The organism is Variovorax paradoxus (assembly GCF_009498455.1).
Classification (GTDB): domain Bacteria; phylum Pseudomonadota; class Gammaproteobacteria; order Burkholderiales; family Burkholderiaceae_C; genus Variovorax; species Variovorax paradoxus_H.
In genome coordinates this window covers 6,191,628-6,210,242 of record NZ_CP045644.1, presented here as the reverse complement: position 1 = coordinate 6,210,242, position 18,615 = coordinate 6,191,628, and the positions used below count along the sequence as shown (strand labels likewise).

At 66.9% G+C, this 18,615-nt stretch carries 17 protein-coding genes; 15 read left to right on the top strand and 2 right to left on the bottom strand.

What is annotated here, in order from left to right; all coding sequences use genetic code 11:
• The first annotated feature begins 105 nt into the window (after nucleotides 1-105).
• From GFK26_RS28685 to GFK26_RS28675, 3 genes are all read left to right on the top strand, one after another.
• Nucleotides 106-1,602, top strand: a complete 1,497-nt coding sequence (locus GFK26_RS28685; RefSeq protein WP_153284961.1) for a circularly permuted type 2 ATP-grasp protein — start codon at nucleotides 106-108, stop codon at nucleotides 1,600-1,602.
• Nucleotides 1,603-1,613: 11 nt separating this feature from the next.
• Entirely contained in the window at nucleotides 1,614-2,570 is a 957-nt protein-coding gene (locus GFK26_RS28680) for an alpha-E domain-containing protein (RefSeq protein WP_153284960.1), read from the top strand.
• Nucleotides 2,571-2,983: 413 nt separating this feature from the next.
• Entirely contained in the window at nucleotides 2,984-3,448 is a 465-nt protein-coding gene (locus GFK26_RS28675; RefSeq protein WP_153284959.1) for an SH3 domain-containing protein, read from the top strand.
• 18 nt (nucleotides 3,449-3,466) lie between these two features.
• On the opposite strand, the gene glpK is transcribed toward GFK26_RS28675, so the two are convergent.
• A complete protein-coding gene (gene glpK / locus GFK26_RS28670) occupies nucleotides 3,467-4,963 on the bottom strand; it encodes a glycerol kinase GlpK (protein WP_153284958.1) in 1,497 nt (498 codons plus the stop codon).
• Nucleotides 4,964-5,128: 165 nt separating this feature from the next.
• Entirely contained in the window at nucleotides 5,129-5,899 is a 771-nt protein-coding gene (locus tag GFK26_RS28665; protein WP_153284957.1) for a DeoR/GlpR family DNA-binding transcription regulator, read from the bottom strand.
• A gap of 122 nt (nucleotides 5,900-6,021) precedes the next feature.
• Between GFK26_RS28665 and glpD the strand changes: the two genes are divergently transcribed.
• The 12 genes from glpD (at nucleotide 6,022) to GFK26_RS28605 (ending at nucleotide 18,614) form a co-directional block, all read left to right on the top strand.
• On the top strand, nucleotides 6,022-7,698 hold the full coding sequence (gene glpD / locus GFK26_RS28660) for a glycerol-3-phosphate dehydrogenase (protein ID WP_153284956.1): 1,677 nt from the start codon (nucleotides 6,022-6,024) through the stop codon (nucleotides 7,696-7,698).
• Nucleotides 7,698-8,771, top strand: coding sequence for an ABC transporter ATP-binding protein (locus GFK26_RS28655; RefSeq protein ID WP_153284955.1), 1,074 nt, complete (start codon nucleotides 7,698-7,700; stop codon nucleotides 8,769-8,771). The genes glpD and GFK26_RS28655 overlap by 1 nt, the downstream gene beginning before the upstream one ends.
• A gap of 1 nt (nucleotide 8,772) precedes the next feature.
• Nucleotides 8,773-9,843 (top strand): ABC transporter ATP-binding protein, encoded by a 1,071-nt coding sequence (locus tag GFK26_RS28650; RefSeq protein WP_153284954.1) that lies wholly within the window; start codon nucleotides 8,773-8,775, stop codon nucleotides 9,841-9,843.
• Nucleotides 9,844-9,988: 145 nt separating this feature from the next.
• Nucleotides 9,989-10,879: a carbohydrate ABC transporter permease gene (locus GFK26_RS28645; protein WP_153284953.1), complete on the top strand. Its 891-nt coding sequence runs from the start codon at nucleotides 9,989-9,991 to the stop codon at nucleotides 10,877-10,879.
• Nucleotides 10,876-11,688 carry a carbohydrate ABC transporter permease gene (locus GFK26_RS28640; protein WP_153284952.1) on the top strand — a complete coding sequence of 271 codons (813 nt, stop codon included), beginning with the start codon at nucleotides 10,876-10,878 and terminating at the stop codon, nucleotides 11,686-11,688. Before GFK26_RS28645 ends, GFK26_RS28640 begins: the two co-directional genes overlap by 4 nt.
• Before the next feature lie 131 nt (nucleotides 11,689-11,819).
• Nucleotides 11,820-12,128 carry a DUF2160 domain-containing protein gene (locus GFK26_RS28635; RefSeq protein WP_153284951.1) on the top strand — a complete coding sequence of 103 codons (309 nt, stop codon included), beginning with the start codon at nucleotides 11,820-11,822 and terminating at the stop codon, nucleotides 12,126-12,128.
• Between the two features lie 89 nt (nucleotides 12,129-12,217).
• Nucleotides 12,218-13,948: an ABC transporter substrate-binding protein gene (locus GFK26_RS28630; RefSeq protein WP_153284950.1), complete on the top strand. Its 1,731-nt coding sequence runs from the start codon at nucleotides 12,218-12,220 to the stop codon at nucleotides 13,946-13,948.
• 167 nt (nucleotides 13,949-14,115) lie between these two features.
• Nucleotides 14,116-15,120 carry a dialkylrecorsinol condensing enzyme gene (locus GFK26_RS28625; RefSeq protein ID WP_228121803.1) on the top strand — a complete coding sequence of 335 codons (1,005 nt, stop codon included), beginning with the start codon at nucleotides 14,116-14,118 and terminating at the stop codon, nucleotides 15,118-15,120.
• Nucleotides 15,110-16,246 carry a beta-ketoacyl-ACP synthase III gene (locus tag GFK26_RS28620; protein WP_153284949.1) on the top strand — a complete coding sequence of 379 codons (1,137 nt, stop codon included), beginning with the start codon at nucleotides 15,110-15,112 and terminating at the stop codon, nucleotides 16,244-16,246. The genes GFK26_RS28625 and GFK26_RS28620 overlap by 11 nt, the downstream gene beginning before the upstream one ends.
• Before the next feature lie 87 nt (nucleotides 16,247-16,333).
• The gene (locus GFK26_RS28615; RefSeq protein ID WP_153284948.1) at nucleotides 16,334-16,729 is read left to right on the top strand and encodes a hypothetical protein; all 396 of its coding nucleotides are present in this window, start codon (nucleotides 16,334-16,336) and stop codon (nucleotides 16,727-16,729) included.
• Nucleotides 16,726-17,706, top strand: a complete 981-nt coding sequence (locus GFK26_RS28610; protein WP_153284947.1) for a BtrH N-terminal domain-containing protein — start codon at nucleotides 16,726-16,728, stop codon at nucleotides 17,704-17,706. Before GFK26_RS28615 ends, GFK26_RS28610 begins: the two co-directional genes overlap by 4 nt.
• Entirely contained in the window at nucleotides 17,706-18,614 is a 909-nt protein-coding gene (locus GFK26_RS28605; protein ID WP_153284946.1) for an ABC transporter ATP-binding protein, read from the top strand. Before GFK26_RS28610 ends, GFK26_RS28605 begins: the two co-directional genes overlap by 1 nt.
• The last annotated feature ends 1 nt before the right edge of the window (nucleotide 18,615 follow it).

Below are 18,615 nucleotides of genomic sequence, written 5' to 3'. Positions count from 1 at the left end.
TGAAGGCGGGTCCGAAACACCAAAGGCCCTCGCATCGCGTTCAAACCTAGGGCTTCTACTGGCCTTGAACTTGCTAAGCTATGGCTCAAGGAGATTGGTCGTTCCATGCACAAATTCGACGAGATGTATGAGCAGCTCCCCTATGCGGGCGCTGCAATCCGGCAACACTACAAGCGCTACGACCAATGGCTTGCGAAGCAACCCGGTGAGGTGATGCGAGCGCGGCGAGAAGAGGCGGAAATGATTTTTCGCCGGGTCGGCATCACCTTCGCGGTGTACGGCGCCAAGGACGAGGACGGCTCCGGCACCGAGCGGTTGATCCCGTTCGACCTGCTGCCCCGGATCATTCCCTCCCACGAGTGGGAGAGCATGGAAAAGGGGCTGGTGCAGCGTGTCACGGCGCTCAACCGCTTCCTGTACGACGTCTACCACGACCAGGACATCATCAAGGCCGGCATCATCCCGGCCGAGCAGATCCTGAACAACGCCCAGTTCCGCCCCGAGATGATGGGCGTGAACGTGCCGCACAACGTCTACTCGAACATTTCGGGCATCGACATCGTGCGTGCGCCCGACGCCCAGGGCAACGGCGAGTACTACGTGCTCGAAGACAACCTGCGCGTGCCCAGCGGCGTGAGCTACATGCTCGAAAACCGCAAGATGATGATGCGGCTCTTTCCGGAGCTCTTCAATCAGAACCGCATCGCGCCGGTCGCCCACTACCCCGATCTGCTGCTTGAAACGCTGCGCGCCAGCGCACCGCCGGCCACGGCCGAGCCCACGGTGGTGGTGCTCACGCCCGGCATGTACAACAGCGCCTACTTCGAGCACGCCTTCCTGGCCCAGCAGATGGGCGTGGAACTGGTCGAAGGCCAAGACCTGTTCGTGAAGGACGACTTCGTCTACATGCGCACCACGCGCGGCCCGCTGCGGGTCGACGTGATCTACCGCCGCGTCGACGACGACTTTCTCGACCCCGACGTGTTCCGCCCGACCTCCACCCTCGGCTGCGCGGGCCTCATGCGCGCCTACCGCGCGGGCAACGTCGTCATCTGCAATGCCGTGGGCACCGGCGTGGCCGACGACAAGTCGATCTACCCGTACGTGCCGAAGATGATCGAGTTCTACCTCGGCGAGAAGCCGATTTTGAAGAACGTGCCGACCTACATGTGCCGCAACAAGGACGAGCTGCAGTACACGCTCGACAACATGAAGGACCTGGTCGTCAAGGAGGTGCACGGCGCCGGCGGCTACGGCATGCTCATCGGCCCGGCCGCCACGCAGGCCGAGATCGAAGACTTCAAGAAGGCCGTCATCGCCAAGCCCGACGGCTACATCGCCCAGCCCACGCTGAGCCTGTCGACCTCGCCGACCTTCGTCGACGCCGGCATCGCGCCGCGCCACATCGACCTGCGCCCCTTCGTGCTCTCGGGCAGCGAGGTGCAGATGGTGCCCGGCGGCCTCACGCGCGTGGCGCTCAAGGAAGGGTCGCTGGTGGTCAACTCGTCGCAGGGCGGCGGCACCAAGGACACCTGGATTCTCGAAGCGGACCGCACGGCCAAGCCGAAGCCGGCCACGCAGTCGCAAAGCCAATCGCAGTAGGAGCACAAACGATGCTGTCCCGCACCGCAGACCATCTCTACTGGATGTCCCGCTACACCGAGCGTGCCGAGAACACGGCGCGCATGCTCGACGTCAACTACCAGACCTCGCTGCTGCCGCAGTCGGCCGAGGTTGCCAAGTACGGCTGGCAGGGCGTGCTGTCCATCAGCGAGCTGCTGCCGCTGTACAACGACAAGTACGACCACATCGCACCCAACGAGGTGATGGAGTTCATGGTCAAGGACGAGAGCAATCCGTCGTCGATCGTCTCCTGCCTGAAGGCCGCCCGCGAGAACGCCCGTGCCGTGCGCGGCGCGCTCACCACCGAGGCCTGGGAAACGCAGAACACCACCTGGCTCGAAGTGAACCGCATGCTGCGCGCCGGCGATTTCGAGCGCGACCCGGGCCAGTTCTTCGAGTGGGTCAAGTTCCGCTCGCACCTGTCGCGCGGCGTCACGCTGGGCACCATGCTCCAGGATGAGGCGTTCTACTTCTCGCGCCTAGGCACCTTTTTGGAGCGTGCCGACAACACGGCGCGCCTGGTCGACGTGAAGTTCCACGCGCTCAACAGCGAATTCTTCGGTGCCGCCACCGAGGAAGACCAGGAGTACGACTTCTATCACTGGAGCGCCATCCTGCGCAGCGTCTCGGCCTTCGAGGTCTACCGCAAGGTGTACCGCGACGTGATCAAGCCCGAGCGCGTGGCCGAGCTGCTCATTCTTCGCGCCGACATGCCGCGCTCGCTGCACGCGAGCCTGGCCGAGGTGGTCGCCAACCTCGCGAAGGTGCAGAACGAGCAGAGCGCCGAAACCCAACGCCGCGCCGGCAAGCTGCTGGCCGACCTGCAGTACGCACGGGTCGACGAGATCCTGGCGACCGGGCTGCATGCCTACCTCACGCAGTTCCTCGACCGGGTGAACGAGCTGGGTGGGCGCATCAGCCAGGACTTCCTGGTGCCGGCGCACTGAGCGAGCCCGTTTCCGGCGACTGTCAACGCGAAAACGATTCGACAGCCACCGGAATCGTCGACGCCCGCCGCAGGCGGGTTGTCGCGCAGCACATCGCGCTCTGCCTCCTGTCCGCTCCAGCGGATGCCCAGCGTCGTACGCGTGGCGGAAGTGCCGCACCCGGGTCGAGCGGCAGTTCCGCGGCGTCGGGCCGTGGCGCGTCGGTTGAGGGGGCAAACGCGGCGCGGGGGAATCGAAGGCGGGCGAATTCTGCGCCGCACCGGGTCGCTGCACGTTCAGTGTCCCGACCCTTGCGGGTCTTTGAGTCCCGCCTCAGGGATATCCCCGCGGAACTTATTCGCGCCCAGCGTCCCAGAGGGGCTTCGCCCGGCGTTTGCCGGACTCCGTGTCTTCTTGAAAGGAACCTTCGCCCCATGGCCCGATTCAGCCGCCGACTGCCCGCGCTCCTGCTCGCATTCTTCTTTTCGTGGATGGTGCTGCCGTCCGCCTTTGCCGCGCAGCCGCAGATGGTCAGTGTCGCGGTCAAGACGCTGAACATGCGCACCGGCCCGAGCCAGCGCGCCGACGCGCACTGGACGGTGAGCCGGGGCTATCCGCTGCGCGTGATCGGCCGCAAGGGCGACTGGCTGCGCGTCACCGATTTCGAGAACGACAAGGCCTGGGTCTTCCGTTCGATGACGAACAAGACGCCGCACCACGTCGTGAAGGCGAAGACCGCGCAACTGCGCCGCGCCCCCGGTGCGCGCAGCCCGGTCGTGAAGCGGGCCGTGTATGGCGACGTGCTGCGCACGCTCGAGCGCCGCGGCGACTGGGTGAAGGTGCGCCATGAAGGCGGCGCCACCGGTTGGGTGCTGAAGCGCTCCCTCTGGGGCTGGTAAGCCCGCACCCGCGCGTGCTCAGGTCGCGGTGGCCTGGCGCACCGCGCGCTCCCAGCGCGCCATCGATTCCTCGGCCTGCGCACGGCCCATGGTCGGCATGAAGCGGCGCTCGATCTTCCACAGCTTCGAGAGCTGGCGCGCATCGGTGTAGACGCCGGTCGACAGGCCCGCGAGGTAGGCCGCGCCCAGGGCCGTGGTCTCGATCACCTCGGGCCGCACCACCGGAATGCCCAGCAGGTCGGCCTGGAACTGCATCAGCAGATCGTTGACGCTCGCGCCGCCGTCCACGCGCAGTTCGGCCACCGGCTTGCCGCCCGCAGCGACTGCATCGCGGCTCATGGCCTGCAGCAGTGCGGCACTTTGGTACGCGATGCTTTCGAGCGCGGCGCGCGCGATGTGCGCGACCGTGGTGCCGCGCGTGAGACCGGTGATCGTGCCGCGCGCGTCCGCGTCCCAGTAGGGCGCGCCCAGGCCGGTGAAGGCCGGCACCATCATCACGCCGCCCGCATCGGGCACGCTCTCGGCGAGCGACTGCACCTCGGCGCTGCCCTTGATGGCCTTGAGGCCGTCGCGCAGCCACTGGACCACCGCGCCGCCGACGAACACGCTGCCTTCCATCGCGTACTGCGGCGTCGCATCGACCTGCGCCGCACTGGTGACCAGCAAGCCGTTGTGCGACGGCTGGAACGCGCCGCCCGTGTGCATCAGCAGGAAGCAACCGGTGCCGTAGGTGTTCTTGGCCATGCCGGCCTCGAAGCAGGCCTGGCCGAAGAGGGCGCTCTGCTGGTCGCCGGCCACGCCGCCGATGGGCAGCGTGTGGCCGAGCAGCGCGGCGTCGGTGTCGGCGAAGTGCGAGCTCGACGGCTGCACCTTCGGCAGCAGCGCGGCGGGGATCTTCAACGCGGCGAGCAGGTCGGCGTCCCATTCGTTGGTGTGCACGTTGAACAGCATCGTGCGTGAGGCATTGCTCACGTCGGTCACGTGCACCTTGCCGCCGGTGAGCTGCCACATGAGCCAGCTGTCGACCGTGCCGAAGGCCAGCTCGCCGCGCTCGGCCTGCGCGCGCGCGCCGGGCACGTGGTCGAGCAGCCAGCGCAGCTTGGTGCCAGAGAAGTACGCGTCGATCACGAGGCCGGTCTTGTCGCGGATGGTGTCCGTCATGCCTTCGTCGCGCAGCTGTGCGCACAGCGGTTCGGCGCGGCGGTCCTGCCAGACGATGGCGTGGTGCACGGGCTGGCCGGTGGCGCGGTTCCACAGCACGGTGGTCTCGCGCTGGTTGGTGATGCCGATGGCGTGGATGTCGGCGGGCTGCAGCTTGGCTTTGGCCAGCACCTCGCGCGCGGTGGCGAGCTGGCTGCGCCAGATTTCCATCGGGTCGTGCTCGACCCAGCCCGGCTGCGGGTAGATCTGCGTGAGTTCCTTCTGGGCGATGGCGACGATGCGGCCTTCGCGGTCGAACACGATGCTGCGCGAGCTGGAGGTGCCTTGGTCGAGGGCGAGCAGGTAGGTGGTCATGGGTTGCGTGTTCCTTTGAATCCTGTCTGGCTCCTTCCCCCTTTGGGGGAAGGTTGGGATGGGGGCAGGCCTTCAATGAGGCGCCATGCTTCTTCGGAAGCCGTCGTGCCCCCACCCCGACCCTCCCCCAGCGGGGGAGGGAGAAATACGTCAGGGCCGCTCATCTCATGCGTCGCGCGCGATTTCCAACCGCACCTGCGCGGCATGCAGCAGGTCGGGAAACGGCGGCGGCGGCGCGGCGTCGGTGAACAGGCGGTCGATCTGCGAGAGCGTGCCCAGCTCGATCATGGCCGGCCGGTTGAACTTGCTCGCGTCGGCCGCCAGCCACACCTCGCGCGCCTGGGCAATGATGGTCTGCGCGACCTTCACCTCGCGCAGGTCGAAGTCGCGCAGCGAGCCGTCGGCCTCGATGCTCGACACGCCGATGAGCGCGATGTCGACCTTGAACTGGCGGATGAAGTCGATGGTGGCCTCGCCCACCACGGCGCGGTCGCGCGGGCGCACCGAGCCGCCGGCCACGATCACCTCGCACGACGTATTGCCGCTCAGGATGGTCGCCACGTTCAGGTTGTTGGTGATCACGCGCAGGCCCGTGTGGCGCATCAGCGCCTTGGCGATGGCCTCGGTGGTGGTGCCGATGTTGAGGATCAGCGAGCAGTCGTTGGGCACCAGCTCGGCCACGCGGCGCGCGATGCGCGCTTTGCCGTCGGCGTTGAGCGTTTCGCGCTGCTGGTAGCCGATGTTCTCGGTGGTCGAACTCGGCACGCGCACGCCGCCATGAAAACGCGTCAGCAAGCCTGCGTCGGCCAGCCGCTGCACGTCGCGGCGCACGGTCTGCAGCGTCACGCCCAGCATGTCGGCGAGCTGTTCGACGGTGACGGAGCCGCGCGCGCGCACGGTGTCGAGGAGGTTGATCTGGCGCGGGTTGGAGTTCACAGGGACGTCGTGGAAAGCGGAAAGACTGGGCTCGAGGGTACAGGCCGCGTCACTTTAAAACGAAAGAAAACGAATACGGGTAAGGGAAAACTCGGAGGAAAATCGCGCCAAAAGGAATCCAAATGAAAAAACTCGAAAATACAATCTCGGCCTTTGCTGACAAAAGTCACGAACCTACGGACCTCCAGCCTGTGACCGATTTCTCCTCTCCAGCGGCCGCGCCGGCCACCGAATGCGATGTGCTGATCGTCGGCGGCGGCATCAACGGCTGCGGCATTGCGCGCGACCTGGCCGGCCGGGGCTGGCGCGTGGTCTTGTGCGAGAAGGACGACCTGGCCTCGCACACCTCGTCTTCTTCGACCAAGCTGATCCACGGCGGGCTGCGCTACCTGGAGTACTACGAGTTCTCGCTGGTGCGCAAGGCGCTGCAGGAGCGCGAGGTGCTGCTCAAGAGCGCGCCGCACATCATGTGGCCGCTGCGCTTCGTGATGCCGCACGACCCCTCGATGCGCCCGGCCTGGATGATCCGCATCGGCCTGTTCATGTACGACCATCTGGCCAAGCGCGAGGTGCTGCCGCCGTCGCGCGGCATCGACCTGCGCCAGCACGCGGCCGGCGCACCGCTCAAGGCGCAGTACAAGCGCGGCTTCGTGTATTCCGACGGCTGGGTCGACGATGCGCGGCTGGTGGTGCTCAACGCCATCGATGCGCGCTCGAAGGGCGCCGAGGTGCTCACGCGCACGCGCTGCATCCATGCGCAGCGCGGCGCCGACGGCTGGGTCGCCACGCTCGAAGGCCCCGACGGCGCGCACCGCACCGTGCGTGCGCGCGCCGTGGTGAACGCGGCCGGCCCGTGGGCCGAATCCTTTTTGCGCGGCGTGGCCCAGTCGGCGCGCGGCGAGGCGCTGGCCACCAAGAGCCTGCGGCTCGTGAAGGGCAGCCACATCATCGTGCCGCGCCTGTTCGACCACGACCACGCCTATATCTTCCAGAACCCCGACAAGCGGATCATCTTCGCCATCCCTTACCAGGGCGCGTTCACGCTGATCGGCACCACCGACATCGAGATCAGCGGCGACGATCCCGGCGCCGCGCGCATCGCGCAGGAAGAAATCGACTACCTCTGCACGCAGGCCAGTCGCTACTTCGACAAGGCCATCGTGCCGGCCGACGTGGTCTGGACCTACTCGGGCGTGCGCCCGCTGCTGGACGACGCCTCGGGTGACCCCTCCGCCGTCACGCGCGACTACCTGCTCGAGTCGAACACCACCGCCGCGCCGCTGCTGTCGGTGTGGGGCGGCAAGATCACCACCTTCCGCAAGCTGGCCGAAGACGCGGCCGACGAGGTCGGCAAGATGCTCGGCCAGTCGGTTGCGCAGCGCCCGGCCTGGACCGACGGCGCCTTCCTGGCCGGCGGTGACCTGTCGGCCTGGATCGGCGCGCCCAAGCGCCCCGACGACGACTTCGGCCGCTTCGTGACGGCCGTGCAGGCGAAGTACCCCTGGCTCGATGCCAAGGTCGCGCTGCGGCTGGCGCGCGGTTATGGCGCGCGCCTGGCCGAACTGGTCGGCGAGTCGCAGGCGCTGGCTGACATGGGCGCCGAGGTCGCGCCCGGCCTGTACGAGCGCGAGCTGCGCTTTTTGCAGGCGCGCGAATGGGCCGTGAGCTCGGACGACGTCCTCTGGCGTCGCACCAAGCTCGGCCTGCACTACACGCCCGCCGAGCGCGAGCAGGTGGCGATCTGGCTGCAGGCCAACGCAACGAACAACAACGACACCGTGGAAGTGGAGGTGAGCTGATGCAGCTGACTCTGGAGCGCGTCACCAAGAAGGTCGGCGCGCACACCTGGCTCTACGAGCAGAGCATCGCGCCCAAAAGCGGCGCGGTGACGGTGCTGCTCGGCGCCACGCAGGCCGGCAAGACCAGCCTGATGCGCCTCATGGCCGGGCTCGACACGCCGAGCACCGGGCGTGTGCTGGTCGACGGCAAGGACGTCACCGGCACGCCGGTGCGCGAGCGCAATGTCGCGATGGTCTACCAGCAGTTCATCAACTACCCCTCGCTCAAGGTGTTCGACAACATCGCCTCGCCGCTCAAGCTGCGCGGCGAATCGAACATCGATGCGCGCGTGAAGGCGCTGGCCGACAAGCTGCACATCGGCATGTTCCTGGACCGCCTGCCGGCCGAGCTGTCGGGCGGCCAGCAGCAGCGCGTGGCGCTGGCGCGCGCGCTCGCCAAGAATGCACCGCTCATGCTGCTCGACGAGCCGCTGGTCAACCTCGACTACAAGCTGCGCGAAGGCCTGCGCGAAGAACTCACGCAGCTCTTTGCCACCGGCGACTCGACCGTCATCTACGCCACCACCGAGCCCGGCGAAGCGCTTCTGCTCGGCGGCTACACGGCCGTGATGGACGCCGGCGAACTGCTGCAGTACGGCCCGACCGCCGAGGTCTTCCATGCGCCGCAGTCGCTGCGCGTGGCACGCGCCTTCAGCGATCCGCCGATGAACCTGCTGGCGGGCACGGCCACGGCCGGCCGCGTGCAGCTTGCGGGCGGTCCCGCGCTGACGCTGGCCCTGCCCGAAGGCGTGTCGGGCGCGGTCACCGTCGGCCTGCGCGCAAGTGCCCTGAACGTGGGTGCGGGGGAGGGCGACATCGCCTTGTCCGGCAAGGTGGAGCTGGCCGAAATCTCGGGCTCCGACACCTTCGTGCACGTCGACACGGCGGTGGGCGAACTGGTGGCGCAGCTCACCGGCGTGCACCGATTCGAGCTGGGCGCCGCGATCACGCTGTACTTCAGCGCGTCGCAGGCCTATGTGTTCGATGCCAGCGAAAAGCTGGCGCGCGCGCCGGCATGGCGCAAAGGAGCTTGAGATGGCACGCATCGATCTCGACCTGGCCCACGCCTACCGCGCCAACCCCACGCAGGACAGCGACTACGCGCTGCTCCCGCTCAAGATGAGCTTCCGCGACGGCGGCGCGTATGCCCTGCTCGGCCCCTCGGGCTGCGGCAAGACGACCATGCTCAACATCATCTCGGGCTTGCTCGTTCCCTCGCAAGGCAGCGTGAGCTTCGACGGCCGCGACATGACGCGCGCCACGCCGCAGGAACGCAACATCGCGCAGGTGTTCCAGTTTCCGGTGATCTACGACACCATGACCGTGGCCGAGAACCTGGCGTTCCCGCTGCGCAACCGCAAGGTGCCCGAAGACCAGATCAAGAAGCGCGTCGGCGAAATCGCCGAAATGCTCGACATGAGCGGCCAGCTCAACCAGCGGGCCGCGGGCCTCGCGGCCGACGCCAAGCAGAAGATCTCGCTGGGCCGCGGCCTGGTGCGCAGCGACGTGTCGGCGGTGCTGTTCGACGAGCCGCTCACCGTGATCGACCCGCACCTGAAGTGGCAGCTGCGCCGCAAGCTCAAGCAGATCCACCGCGAGCTGAAGCTCACGCTGATCTACGTGACGCACGACCAGGTCGAGGCGCTCACCTTCGCCGAAGAGGTGGTGGTCATGACGCGCGGCAAGGCCGTGCAGGTGGGCAGCGCCGAGGCCCTGTTCGAGCGGCCGGCCCACACTTTCGTCGGGCATTTCATCGGTTCGCCGGGCATGAACTTTTTGTCGGCCCACAGCGCCAACGGTGCGCTCGAAGTGGCGGGCACGCCGCTGGTGCCGATGCGTGAACTGCCGCCCGGCGCACTCAAGATCGGCATCCGGCCCGAGTACCTGCGCCTGTCGAATGCCGGTGCGGCCGGCGCCGTGCCGGCGGTGGTGAAGCAGGTGCAGGACGTCGGCACGCACGCGATGCTGAGCGCGGAGGTCGACGGCGGCGTGGTCAAGGTGCGCATGCACTCGGACGAACAGCCGCCGGCGGTGGGCGACACGGTGTGGCTGCGGGTGCTTGATACGCACACGTGCTACTACAAGGATGAGGAGCTGGTGGCATGAACCCGTCGATCGCAACCAGCCCGATGCCTTTGTCTTTCTCCCTCCCCTCCCGGGGGAGGGCCGGGGTGGGGGCACGCGGCGTTCCTATCGGGCGCTCTGCCTGCCCCCATCCCAACCTTCCCCCGGAAGGGGAAGGAGCAACACCATGAACGCCACCAATAAACCCATCAATCAAAAGGCCTGGTGGCTCGTGCTGCCGGTGCTCATCTGCGTCGCCTTCTCGGCCATCGTGCCGCTGATGACGGTCGTCAACTACTCCGTGCAGGACATCATCTCGCCCGACCGGCGCGTGTTCGTCGGCACCGAATGGTTTGCCGCCGTGATGCGCGACGACGAGCTGCACCAGGCGCTGTGGCGCCAGCTGGGCTTCTCGCTCTCGGTGCTGCTGGTGGAAATTCCGCTGGGCATCGCGCTCGCGCTGTCGATGCCGGCCACGGGCTGGAAGTCGTCGGCGGTGCTGGTGGTGGTGGCGCTGTCGCTGCTCATTCCGTGGAACGTGGTGGGCACCATCTGGCAGATCTACGGACGCGCCGACATTGGCCTGCTGGGCCATGCGCTGCAGGTGATGGGCATCGAATACAACTACACCGGCAGCGCGACCGACGCGTGGCTCACGGTGCTGGTGATGGACGTGTGGCACTGGACGCCGCTCGTGGCCTTGCTCTGCTATGCGGGCCTGCGTTCGATTCCCGACGCCTACTACCAGGCCGCGCGCATCGACGGCGCCAGCAAGTTCGCGGTGTTCCGCTACATCCAGCTGCCCAAGATGCGCGGCGTGCTGATGATTGCCGTGCTGCTGCGCTTCATGGACAGCTTCATGATCTACACCGAGCCCTTCGTGCTGACGGGCGGCGGGCCGGGCAACGCGACCACCTTCCTGAGCCAGTACCTCACGCAGAAGGCCGTGGGGCAGTTCGACCTCGGGCCGGCTGCGGCGTTCTCGCTGATCTATTTCCTGATCATTCTGTTGTTCTGCTTCGTGCTCTACAACTGGATGCAACGGGTCGGTACACAGGAAGTGGAGAAAGAGCAATGAACGAAAAACGCTTCCACAAGCGCAGCGTCTTCCTGGTGCTGTACATCCTGTTCGCGCTGTTGCCCATCTACTGGATGATCAACATGAGCTTCAAGACGAACGAGGAGATCGTGTCGAGCTTCTCGTTCTTTCCGCAGCAGCTCACCTGGGCCAATTACGCGCGCATCTTCACCGATGAGTCGTGGTACTCGGGCTACATCAACAGCCTGATCTACGTGGCGATCAACACGGTGATCTCGCTCACTGTGGCGCTGCCGGCGGCGTATGCGTTCTCGCGCTATTCGTTCCTGGGCGACAAGCACGTGTTCTTCTGGCTGTTGACCAACCGCATGACGCCGCCCGCGGTGTTTTTGCTGCCGTTCTTCCAGCTGTACAGCACGGTGGGCCTCATGGACACGCACCTGGGCGTGGCGCTCGCACACTTGCTGTTCAACGTGCCGCTCGCGGTGTGGATTCTCGAAGGCTTCATGAGCGGCATTCCGCGCGAGATCGACGAGACGGCGTACATCGACGGCTACTCGTTTCCGCGCTTCTTCCTCACCATCTTCCTGCCGCTCATCAAGGCAGGCGTGGGCGTGGCGGCGTTCTTCTGCTTCATGTTCAGCTGGGTCGAGCTGCTGCTGGCGCGCACGCTCACGAGCGTGAATGCCAAGCCCATCGTGGCGACGATGACGCGTACCGTGAGTGCGTCGGGCATGGACTGGGCGACGCTGGCTGCGGCCGGTGTGCTCACCATCGTGCCGGGCGCGATCGTGATCTGGTTTGTCCGCCACTACATCGCGAAGGGTTTCGCGATGGGACGCGTGTGACGTTCGGTTTTTCTCCCTCCCCTCTGGGGAGGGCAGGGGTGGGGCAAGCGGCGTATCCATTGGACGCCGATGCCCCCATCCCAACCTTCCCCCAGAGGGGGAAGGCGCAAGAGAAGACAAGGAGATAAAGAATGTTCGACTGGATGGTCTGGACCACCCCCGTGGCCGTTTTCTTCACCTGCATCGCGCTCATGCTGGTCGGCATGACCGTGTGGGAGATCAAGTCGCCCACCGTCATGCGGCGCGGATGGCTGCCCATTGCCACCACGCGCGGCGACCGGCTCTTCATCGGCCTGCTGTCCGCCGCGTATGTGAACCTGATCTTCGTCGGCCTGGCCGGCAAGGCGCAGGAGTGGCTGAGCCTGGAGGCCGAGCCCTCGATCTGGATCGGCTTCGTGCTGTCGATGCTCGTTCTTGCCCTGGTCATGCGCAAAGGCTAGGTTCACCGATTCCACCCACACGTCCGGCTCTCCGCCTCCCCGGAGCCGCGATGAAAAAACCGGGGAAGCACAACCGAGGAGACATATTCATGAAGATGCGCTACACGGCATTGGCAATGGCGGCGGCGATGGTCGCTGCGCACGGCGCATGGGCCGCAGAGCCCGAGGCCAAGAAATGGATCGACAGCGAGTTCCAGCCGTCGACCCTGAGCAAGGACCAGCAGGCGGCCGAGATGAAGTGGTTCATCGACGCGGCCAAGAAGCTGCAGGCCAAGGGCGTCAAGGAAATCTCGGTGGTGTCGGAGACCATCACCACGCATGAATACGAATCGAAGACGCTGGCCAAGGCCTTCGAGGAAATCACCGGCATCAAGGTGAAGCACGACCTGATCCAGGAAGGCGACGTGGTCGAGAAGCTGCAGACCTCGATGCAGTCGGGCAAGTCGATCTACGACGGTTGGATTTCCGACTCCGACCTCATCGGTACGCACTACCGCTACGGAAAGATGATGAACCTCACCGACTACATGGCCGGTGCGGGCAAGGAGTACACCAACCCCGGGCTCGACATCAAGGATTTCATCGGCACCAAGTTCACCACCGCGCCCGACGGCAAGCTGTACCAGCTGCCCGACCAGCAGTTCGCCAACCTGTACTGGTTCCGCGCCGACCTGTTCGCGCGCAAGGACCTGCAGGACAAGTTCAAGGCCAAGTACGGCTACGACCTGGGCGTGCCGCTGAACTGGAGCGCCTACGAAGACATCGCCGAGTTCTTCAGCGTCGACGTGAAGACCATCGACGGCAAGCCGATCTACGGCCACATGGACTACGGCAAGAAAGACCCGTCGCTGGGCTGGCGCTTCACCGACGCGTGGCTCTCGATGGCCGGCACTGCCGACATCGGCACCCCGAACGGCATGCCGATCGACGAGTGGGGCATCCGCGTGGCCGACGACAAGTGCACGCCCGTGGGCGCGGCCGTGTCGCGCGGCGGTGCGACCAACTCGCCGGCCGCCGTGTACGCGCTCACCAAGTACATCGACTGGATGAAGAAGTACGCGCCCAAGGAAGCCATGGGCATGACCTTCGGCGAAGCCGGTCCGGTGCCCGCGCAGGGCCAGATCGCCCAGCAGATCTTCTGGTACACGGCCTTCACCGCCGACATGACCAAGAAGGGCCTGCCCGTGGTGAACGAGGACGGCACGCCCAAGTGGCGCATGGCGCCCGGCCCGAACGGCCCGTACTGGAAGCAGGGCATGCAGAACGGCTACCAGGACGTGGGTTCGTGGTCGTTCTTCAACGGCCATGACGCCAACAAGACCGCCGCTGCCTGGCTCTACGCCCAGTTCGTGACCTCCAAGAGCGTCTCGCTCAAGAAGACCATCGTGGGCCTGACCCCGATCCGCGAATCGGACATCCAGAGCAAGGCCATGACCGACATGGCGCCCAAGCTCGGTGGCCTGGTCGAGTTCTACCGCAGCCCGGCCCGCGTGGCATGGACGCCCACCGGCACCAACGTGCCCGACTACCCGAAGCTGGCGCAGCTGTGGTGGAAGAACGTGGCCGAAGCCGTCACGGGCGAGAAGACGCCGCAGAAGGCCATGGACAACCTGGCCGACGAGATGGACAACGTGATGGGCCGCCTGCAACGCGCCGGCATGGCCCATTGCGCGCCCAAGCTCAACGCGAAGGGCGATCCGAACAAGTGGCTCAGCGACAAGAACGCCCCGTGGAAGAAGCTGGCCAACGAGAAGCCCAAGGGCGAAACCATCGACTACAACAAGCTGCTGAGCGCCTGGAAGGACGGCAAGGTGCGCTGAGCGCACACCGGGCATCACAAATGCAAACAAGGGCCGTGCCGCAAGGTGCGGCCCTTTTTCTCGTTCTGCCCGAATGGTTCGTCGGATTCATGCGACGCCATGACCAATGGCAGATGCACCTTTGAAAAGCTTCGCTTACATTCGACGGCCCCCGCCACGCCCCGCCTGTGAATCCAAGTTCTTCCAGCCCCTCCGCCAGCCCTCCTGCCACCCCGAGCGCGCGTGCCAAACGCGTCCTGCTGATCCAGTACTCGCAGACCGGGCAGCTCGACCGCGTGGCCGGGCAGATCGCCGCGCCGCTGCGCGCCGACCCGGACATCGACCTGCATGTGGAAACGCTGCAGCCGCTGCAGCGCTTTCCCTGGCCCTGGCCGTTCCTGACTTTTTTCGACGCGTTCCCGGAGTCGGCCCACATGAAGCCGGGCCCGCTGGCGCCGCTCGCGCTCACGGGCGACGAAGACTTCGACCTCGTCATCCTGCCGTACCAGGTCTGGTTCCTGGCGCCTGCGCAGCCGGTTGCGGCCTTTTTGCAGCATCCCGTGGCGGCGCGGCTGCTCAAGGGAAAACCCGTGGTCACGGTCATCGCCTGCCGCAACATGTGGCTGCTGGCCCACGAAAAGCTCAAGGGCCTGCTTGCCGCCACCGGCGCGCGCCTGATCGACAACGTGGTGCTGACCGACCCCGGCCCCACGCTGGCCACTTTTTTCACCACGCCGGCCTGGCTCATCTGGGGCCGCAAGCGCGGCTTCTGGGGCATGCCCGATGCGGGCCTGAGCGACGAGCAGATTCGCCGCTGCAGCCGCTTCGGCCGCGCCCTGCGCGACGCGCTGCACGCAGGTAAAGAGCAGGGCGATGCCCCCTTGCTGGCCGGGCTGGGCGCGGTGCGCGCCGACGCACGGCTGCTGGTCAGCGAGAAGGCCGGCACGCGCAGCTTCTACCTCTGGGGCAAGCTGATCATGGCGGCCGGCGGGCCGGGCGCGGCGGTGCGCAAACCGCTGCTGCTGCTGTACGTGTTGTTTCTGCTGGCGCTGATCGTGACCGTCGTGCCGGTGAGCCTGACCCTGCAGGCGCTGCTGCGGCCTTTGTTCCGAGGGTGGCTGACTAAAATGACCGCTCAATTCGAGCGCCCGTCGGGCTCTGCCACGGACCGGCTCCCTCTTTATGACGACTGATGTTTTCCTGACCCGCACCGCTGCCTTCCTGCCTTTTTCTCCGGTCAGCAACGAAGACATCGAAGAAGTGCTGGGTCGCATCGGTGGCAAGGTGTCGCGTGCGCGACGCCTCATCCTGCGCAGCAACGGCATCCAGTCGCGTCACTACGCCATCGACCGCGCCACCGGCCAGCTGGCCATGACCAATGCACAGCTCACCGCCGCGGCCATCCGCGCGCTGGGCGACGACATCGGCCCGGTCGACTGCCTGGCCACCGGCACCTCGCTGCCCGACCAGCTCATGCCCAACCATGCGGTGATGGTGCACGGCGAACTGGGCTGGCCCCGGCTCGAGGTGGTGGCCTGCGCCGGCATCTGCCTGGCCGGCGCGGCGGCGCTCAAGCATGCGTGGCTCTCGGTGCGTGCAGGCGATGCGCGCCGCGCGGTCGCCACGGGCTCCGAGCTGGCCTCGGCCGTGATGCGCGGCATCAACTTCGAGGCTGAGCTCGAGCACAAGATCGAAGCGCTCGAAGCGCGCCCCGAGATCGCCTTCGAGAAAGACTTCTTGCGCTGGATGCTGTCCGACGGCGCCGGCGCGGTGCTGCTGGAGCGCGAACCGCGCGGGCCGCTGTCGCTGCGCGTCGAGTGGATCGAGCTGTCGTCGGCGGCGCACGAGCTGCCGGTGTGCATGTATGCGGGCGCCGACAAGAACGCGCAGGGCGGCCTCGACGGCTGGGCCCGCACCTCGCCCGCCGACTGGCAGCGCGACTCGACCTTTGCGGTCAAGCAGGACGTGCGCCTGCTCAACGACAACATCGTGCGCGCCACGCTGACCGAGCCGTTCGCGGCCATCATCGAGCGCCGTGGGCTGAAGACCGACGACATCGACTGGTTCTTGCCGCACCTGTCGTCGCACTATTTCGTCGAGCCCGTGGCGGCCAGCCTGGCCTCGCTGGGCCTGCCGATTCCGCGCGAGCGCTGGTTCAGCAACCTCGCGACCAAGGGCAACACCGGCTCGGCCTCGCCGTACATCATGCTGGACGAGCTGTTCCGTTCCGGTCGCATCAAGCCCGGCCAGAAGCTCTTGATGTTCGTGCCCGAAAGCGGTCGCTTCTCCAGCGGCTTCATCTACCTGGAGGCTGTATGACCTTGCCCCCACGCTCATCGCTTCGCGTATCGCTGCCCCCTGAGGGGGCGCAGGCCTCCCTTGGGGCGGCCCGGCGGGAGGCCTGACATGGACCTCGATGCCGTGCCCCAAGAGGGCAACGCGACCCTCGCCGGCCATTCCAAGCTGATGTACGCCCGCGACGCGCAAGGCCGCGTCGTCACCACCACGTCGAAGGGCTGGGAGGCGGAAGAGATCGTCACCAGCCATGCGGTCGACGTGCTGGTCGAGCAGGCGCAGGAGGCCAAGGTGCGCGTGAAAGCCGGGCTGGCTTCGCCGCTCGAATACTGGATGTACGAGCGTCGCATGGACGTGGCGCTGCTCTCGCAGACCAGCGGCTTCTGGCAATGGCGCGTGCGCCGCCACCTGCAGCCGCGCCATTTCGCCGCGCTGTCGCCGGCCCAGCTCGCCCGCTACGGCCAGGCGCTGGGGCTGCCCGTTTCCACCCTGCAAGGCCTGCCGTGAACTTCCAACACCAACAGGCGGCGCACTGCGAAAGCGGCGTCATCTCCAGCCTCATGCGCCACCACGGCGCGCCGATGAGCGAGGCGATGGCGCTGGGGTTGTCGTCGGCGCTGTCGTTCGCCTACCTGCCGTTCATCAAGCTGTCGGGCCTGCCGCTCATCTCGTACCGCATGCCGCCCAAGGCCATCATCAAGGGCCTGCTGGCGCCGATGGCCGCGCGCTTTCGCTTCGAGACCTTCCGCAGCCCGCAAGCCGGGCAGCAGCGGCTCGACGCGCTGCTGGCCGACGGCCAGCTCGTGGGCCTGCAGACCTCGGTCTACTGGCTGCCGTACTTTCCGCCGAACATGCGCTTTCACTTCAACGCGCACAACCTGCTGGTCTACGGCAAGGACGGCGACGACTACCTGATCAGCGACCCCGTGTTCGAGGAACCCGTGCGCTGCGCCAGCGAAGACCTGTCGCGCGCGCGCTTCGCCAAGGGCGTGCTGGCGCCCAAGGGGCTCATGTACTACCCGCAGGCCATCGAGCGCAAAGCGGTCGACGCCGCCTCGGTCATCAAGGCGATCCGCAAGACCGTGCGCAACATGCTCGCGCCCGTGCCCATCGTCGGCGTGCGCGGCATGCGCACGCTGGCCAAGCGCATGCAGAAGCTGTCGCCGAGCGATCCGCGCAGCGTCGACTTCATCGGTCACCTGGTGCGCATGCAGGAAGAAATCGGCACGGGCGGCGCGGGCTTCCGCTTCATCTACGCGGGCTTCCTGCAGGAGGCGGCGCAGTTGCTCGACAAGCCGCAGCTCACGCAGATGTCCGAACGCCTGATCGCCATCGGCGACGGCTGGCGCGCGTTCGCGCTCAAGGCGGCACGCATGGTGAAGGGGCGCGAGCCCGTCGATCCGGTTGCGCTCGCGGGCAAGCTGCGCGAGCAGGCGCAGCAAGAGGAAACTTTCTTCCGCGACCTCAAGGCCGCCGTCGCCTGATGCTGGAGCTTCGTCAGCTCGGCTACCGCTACCCGCACGCTGACAAGGCCGCGCTGGCCGACGTGTCGCTCGCCGTGCCGCGCGGTTGCGTGCTGGGCCTGCTGGGCCCGAACGGCGCCGGCAAGACGACGCTGATCTCGCACCTGTCGGGCGCGCTCGCGGTGCAGTCGGGTGACATCCGCATCGACGGCCAGCCGTTGCAGCAGGTGCGCGCCAAGGCGCCCACGCGCATTGCCGTCGCGCCGCAGGACCAGGCCTTCTACCCGATGCTCACCGTGGCCGAGAACCTGGCCTGCTTCGCCGCGGCCGGCCAGCTTTCGGGTGCGCGCAAGAAGGCGCGCATCGACACCTGCACGCAGTTCGCGCAGCTGGAGCAGTTCTCGGGCGTGCGCGCCGAGCGGCTCTCGGGCGGCCTGAAGCGCCGGCTCAACCTCGCGATCGCCTTGCTGCCCGAGCCCGAGCTGATGCTGTTCGACGAGCCGACCGTGGGCGTCGATCCGCAGTCGCGCGCCTTCATCCTCGATGCGATCAAGAGCCTGGCGCAGGCCGGTGCGGCCGTGATCTACGCCTCGCACTACATGGAAGAGATCGAGGCCATCGCCGACCGCGTGGCCATCCTCGACCAGGGCCGCGTGCTGCGCGAAGGCCCGCTCGACGCGCTGCTGTCGCAAAGCGCGATGCTGCTGACCCTGGCCGCCGACGGGCTCGACGCGCAGATGCTGTCGCGCTTCGGCACGGTGGAGCAGGGGGCGGCGCACTGGCGCATCCATCTGAATCCCGACACCGGCCCGGGCCCCGTGCTGGTCGCGCTCGAAGCCGCGGGCATCGAGGTGCGCCAGGCCGAGTTCGGCCGGCACGACCTCGAGCAGCTCTTCATGGCGCTCACGCACCGTTCGCTGCGCGACTGAT

Coding starts and splice junctions, on each gene's coding strand:
- GFK26_RS28675 (WP_153284959.1), top strand. CDS start 2,984: ATGGCCCGATTCAGCCGCCGACTGCCCGCGCTCCTGCTCGCATTCTTC.
- GFK26_RS28655 (WP_153284955.1), top strand. CDS start 7,698: ATGCAGCTGACTCTGGAGCGCGTCACCAAGAAGGTCGGCGCGCACACC.
- GFK26_RS28640 (WP_153284952.1), top strand. CDS start 10,876: ATGAACGAAAAACGCTTCCACAAGCGCAGCGTCTTCCTGGTGCTGTAC.
- GFK26_RS28615 (WP_153284948.1), top strand. CDS start 16,334: ATGGACCTCGATGCCGTGCCCCAAGAGGGCAACGCGACCCTCGCCGGC.
- GFK26_RS28680 (WP_153284960.1), top strand. CDS start 1,614: ATGCTGTCCCGCACCGCAGACCATCTCTACTGGATGTCCCGCTACACC.
- GFK26_RS28645 (WP_153284953.1), top strand. CDS start 9,989: ATGAACGCCACCAATAAACCCATCAATCAAAAGGCCTGGTGGCTCGTG.
- GFK26_RS28605 (WP_153284946.1), top strand. CDS start 17,706: ATGCTGGAGCTTCGTCAGCTCGGCTACCGCTACCCGCACGCTGACAAG.
- glpD (WP_153284956.1), top strand. CDS start 6,022: ATGAAAAAACTCGAAAATACAATCTCGGCCTTTGCTGACAAAAGTCAC.
- glpK (WP_153284958.1), bottom strand. CDS start 4,963: ATGACCACCTACCTGCTCGCCCTCGACCAAGGCACCTCCAGCTCGCGC.
- GFK26_RS28685 (WP_153284961.1), top strand. CDS start 106: ATGCACAAATTCGACGAGATGTATGAGCAGCTCCCCTATGCGGGCGCT.
- GFK26_RS28630 (WP_153284950.1), top strand. CDS start 12,218: ATGAAGATGCGCTACACGGCATTGGCAATGGCGGCGGCGATGGTCGCT.
- GFK26_RS28620 (WP_153284949.1), top strand. CDS start 15,110: ATGACGACTGATGTTTTCCTGACCCGCACCGCTGCCTTCCTGCCTTTT.
- GFK26_RS28650 (WP_153284954.1), top strand. CDS start 8,773: ATGGCACGCATCGATCTCGACCTGGCCCACGCCTACCGCGCCAACCCC.
- GFK26_RS28635 (WP_153284951.1), top strand. CDS start 11,820: ATGTTCGACTGGATGGTCTGGACCACCCCCGTGGCCGTTTTCTTCACC.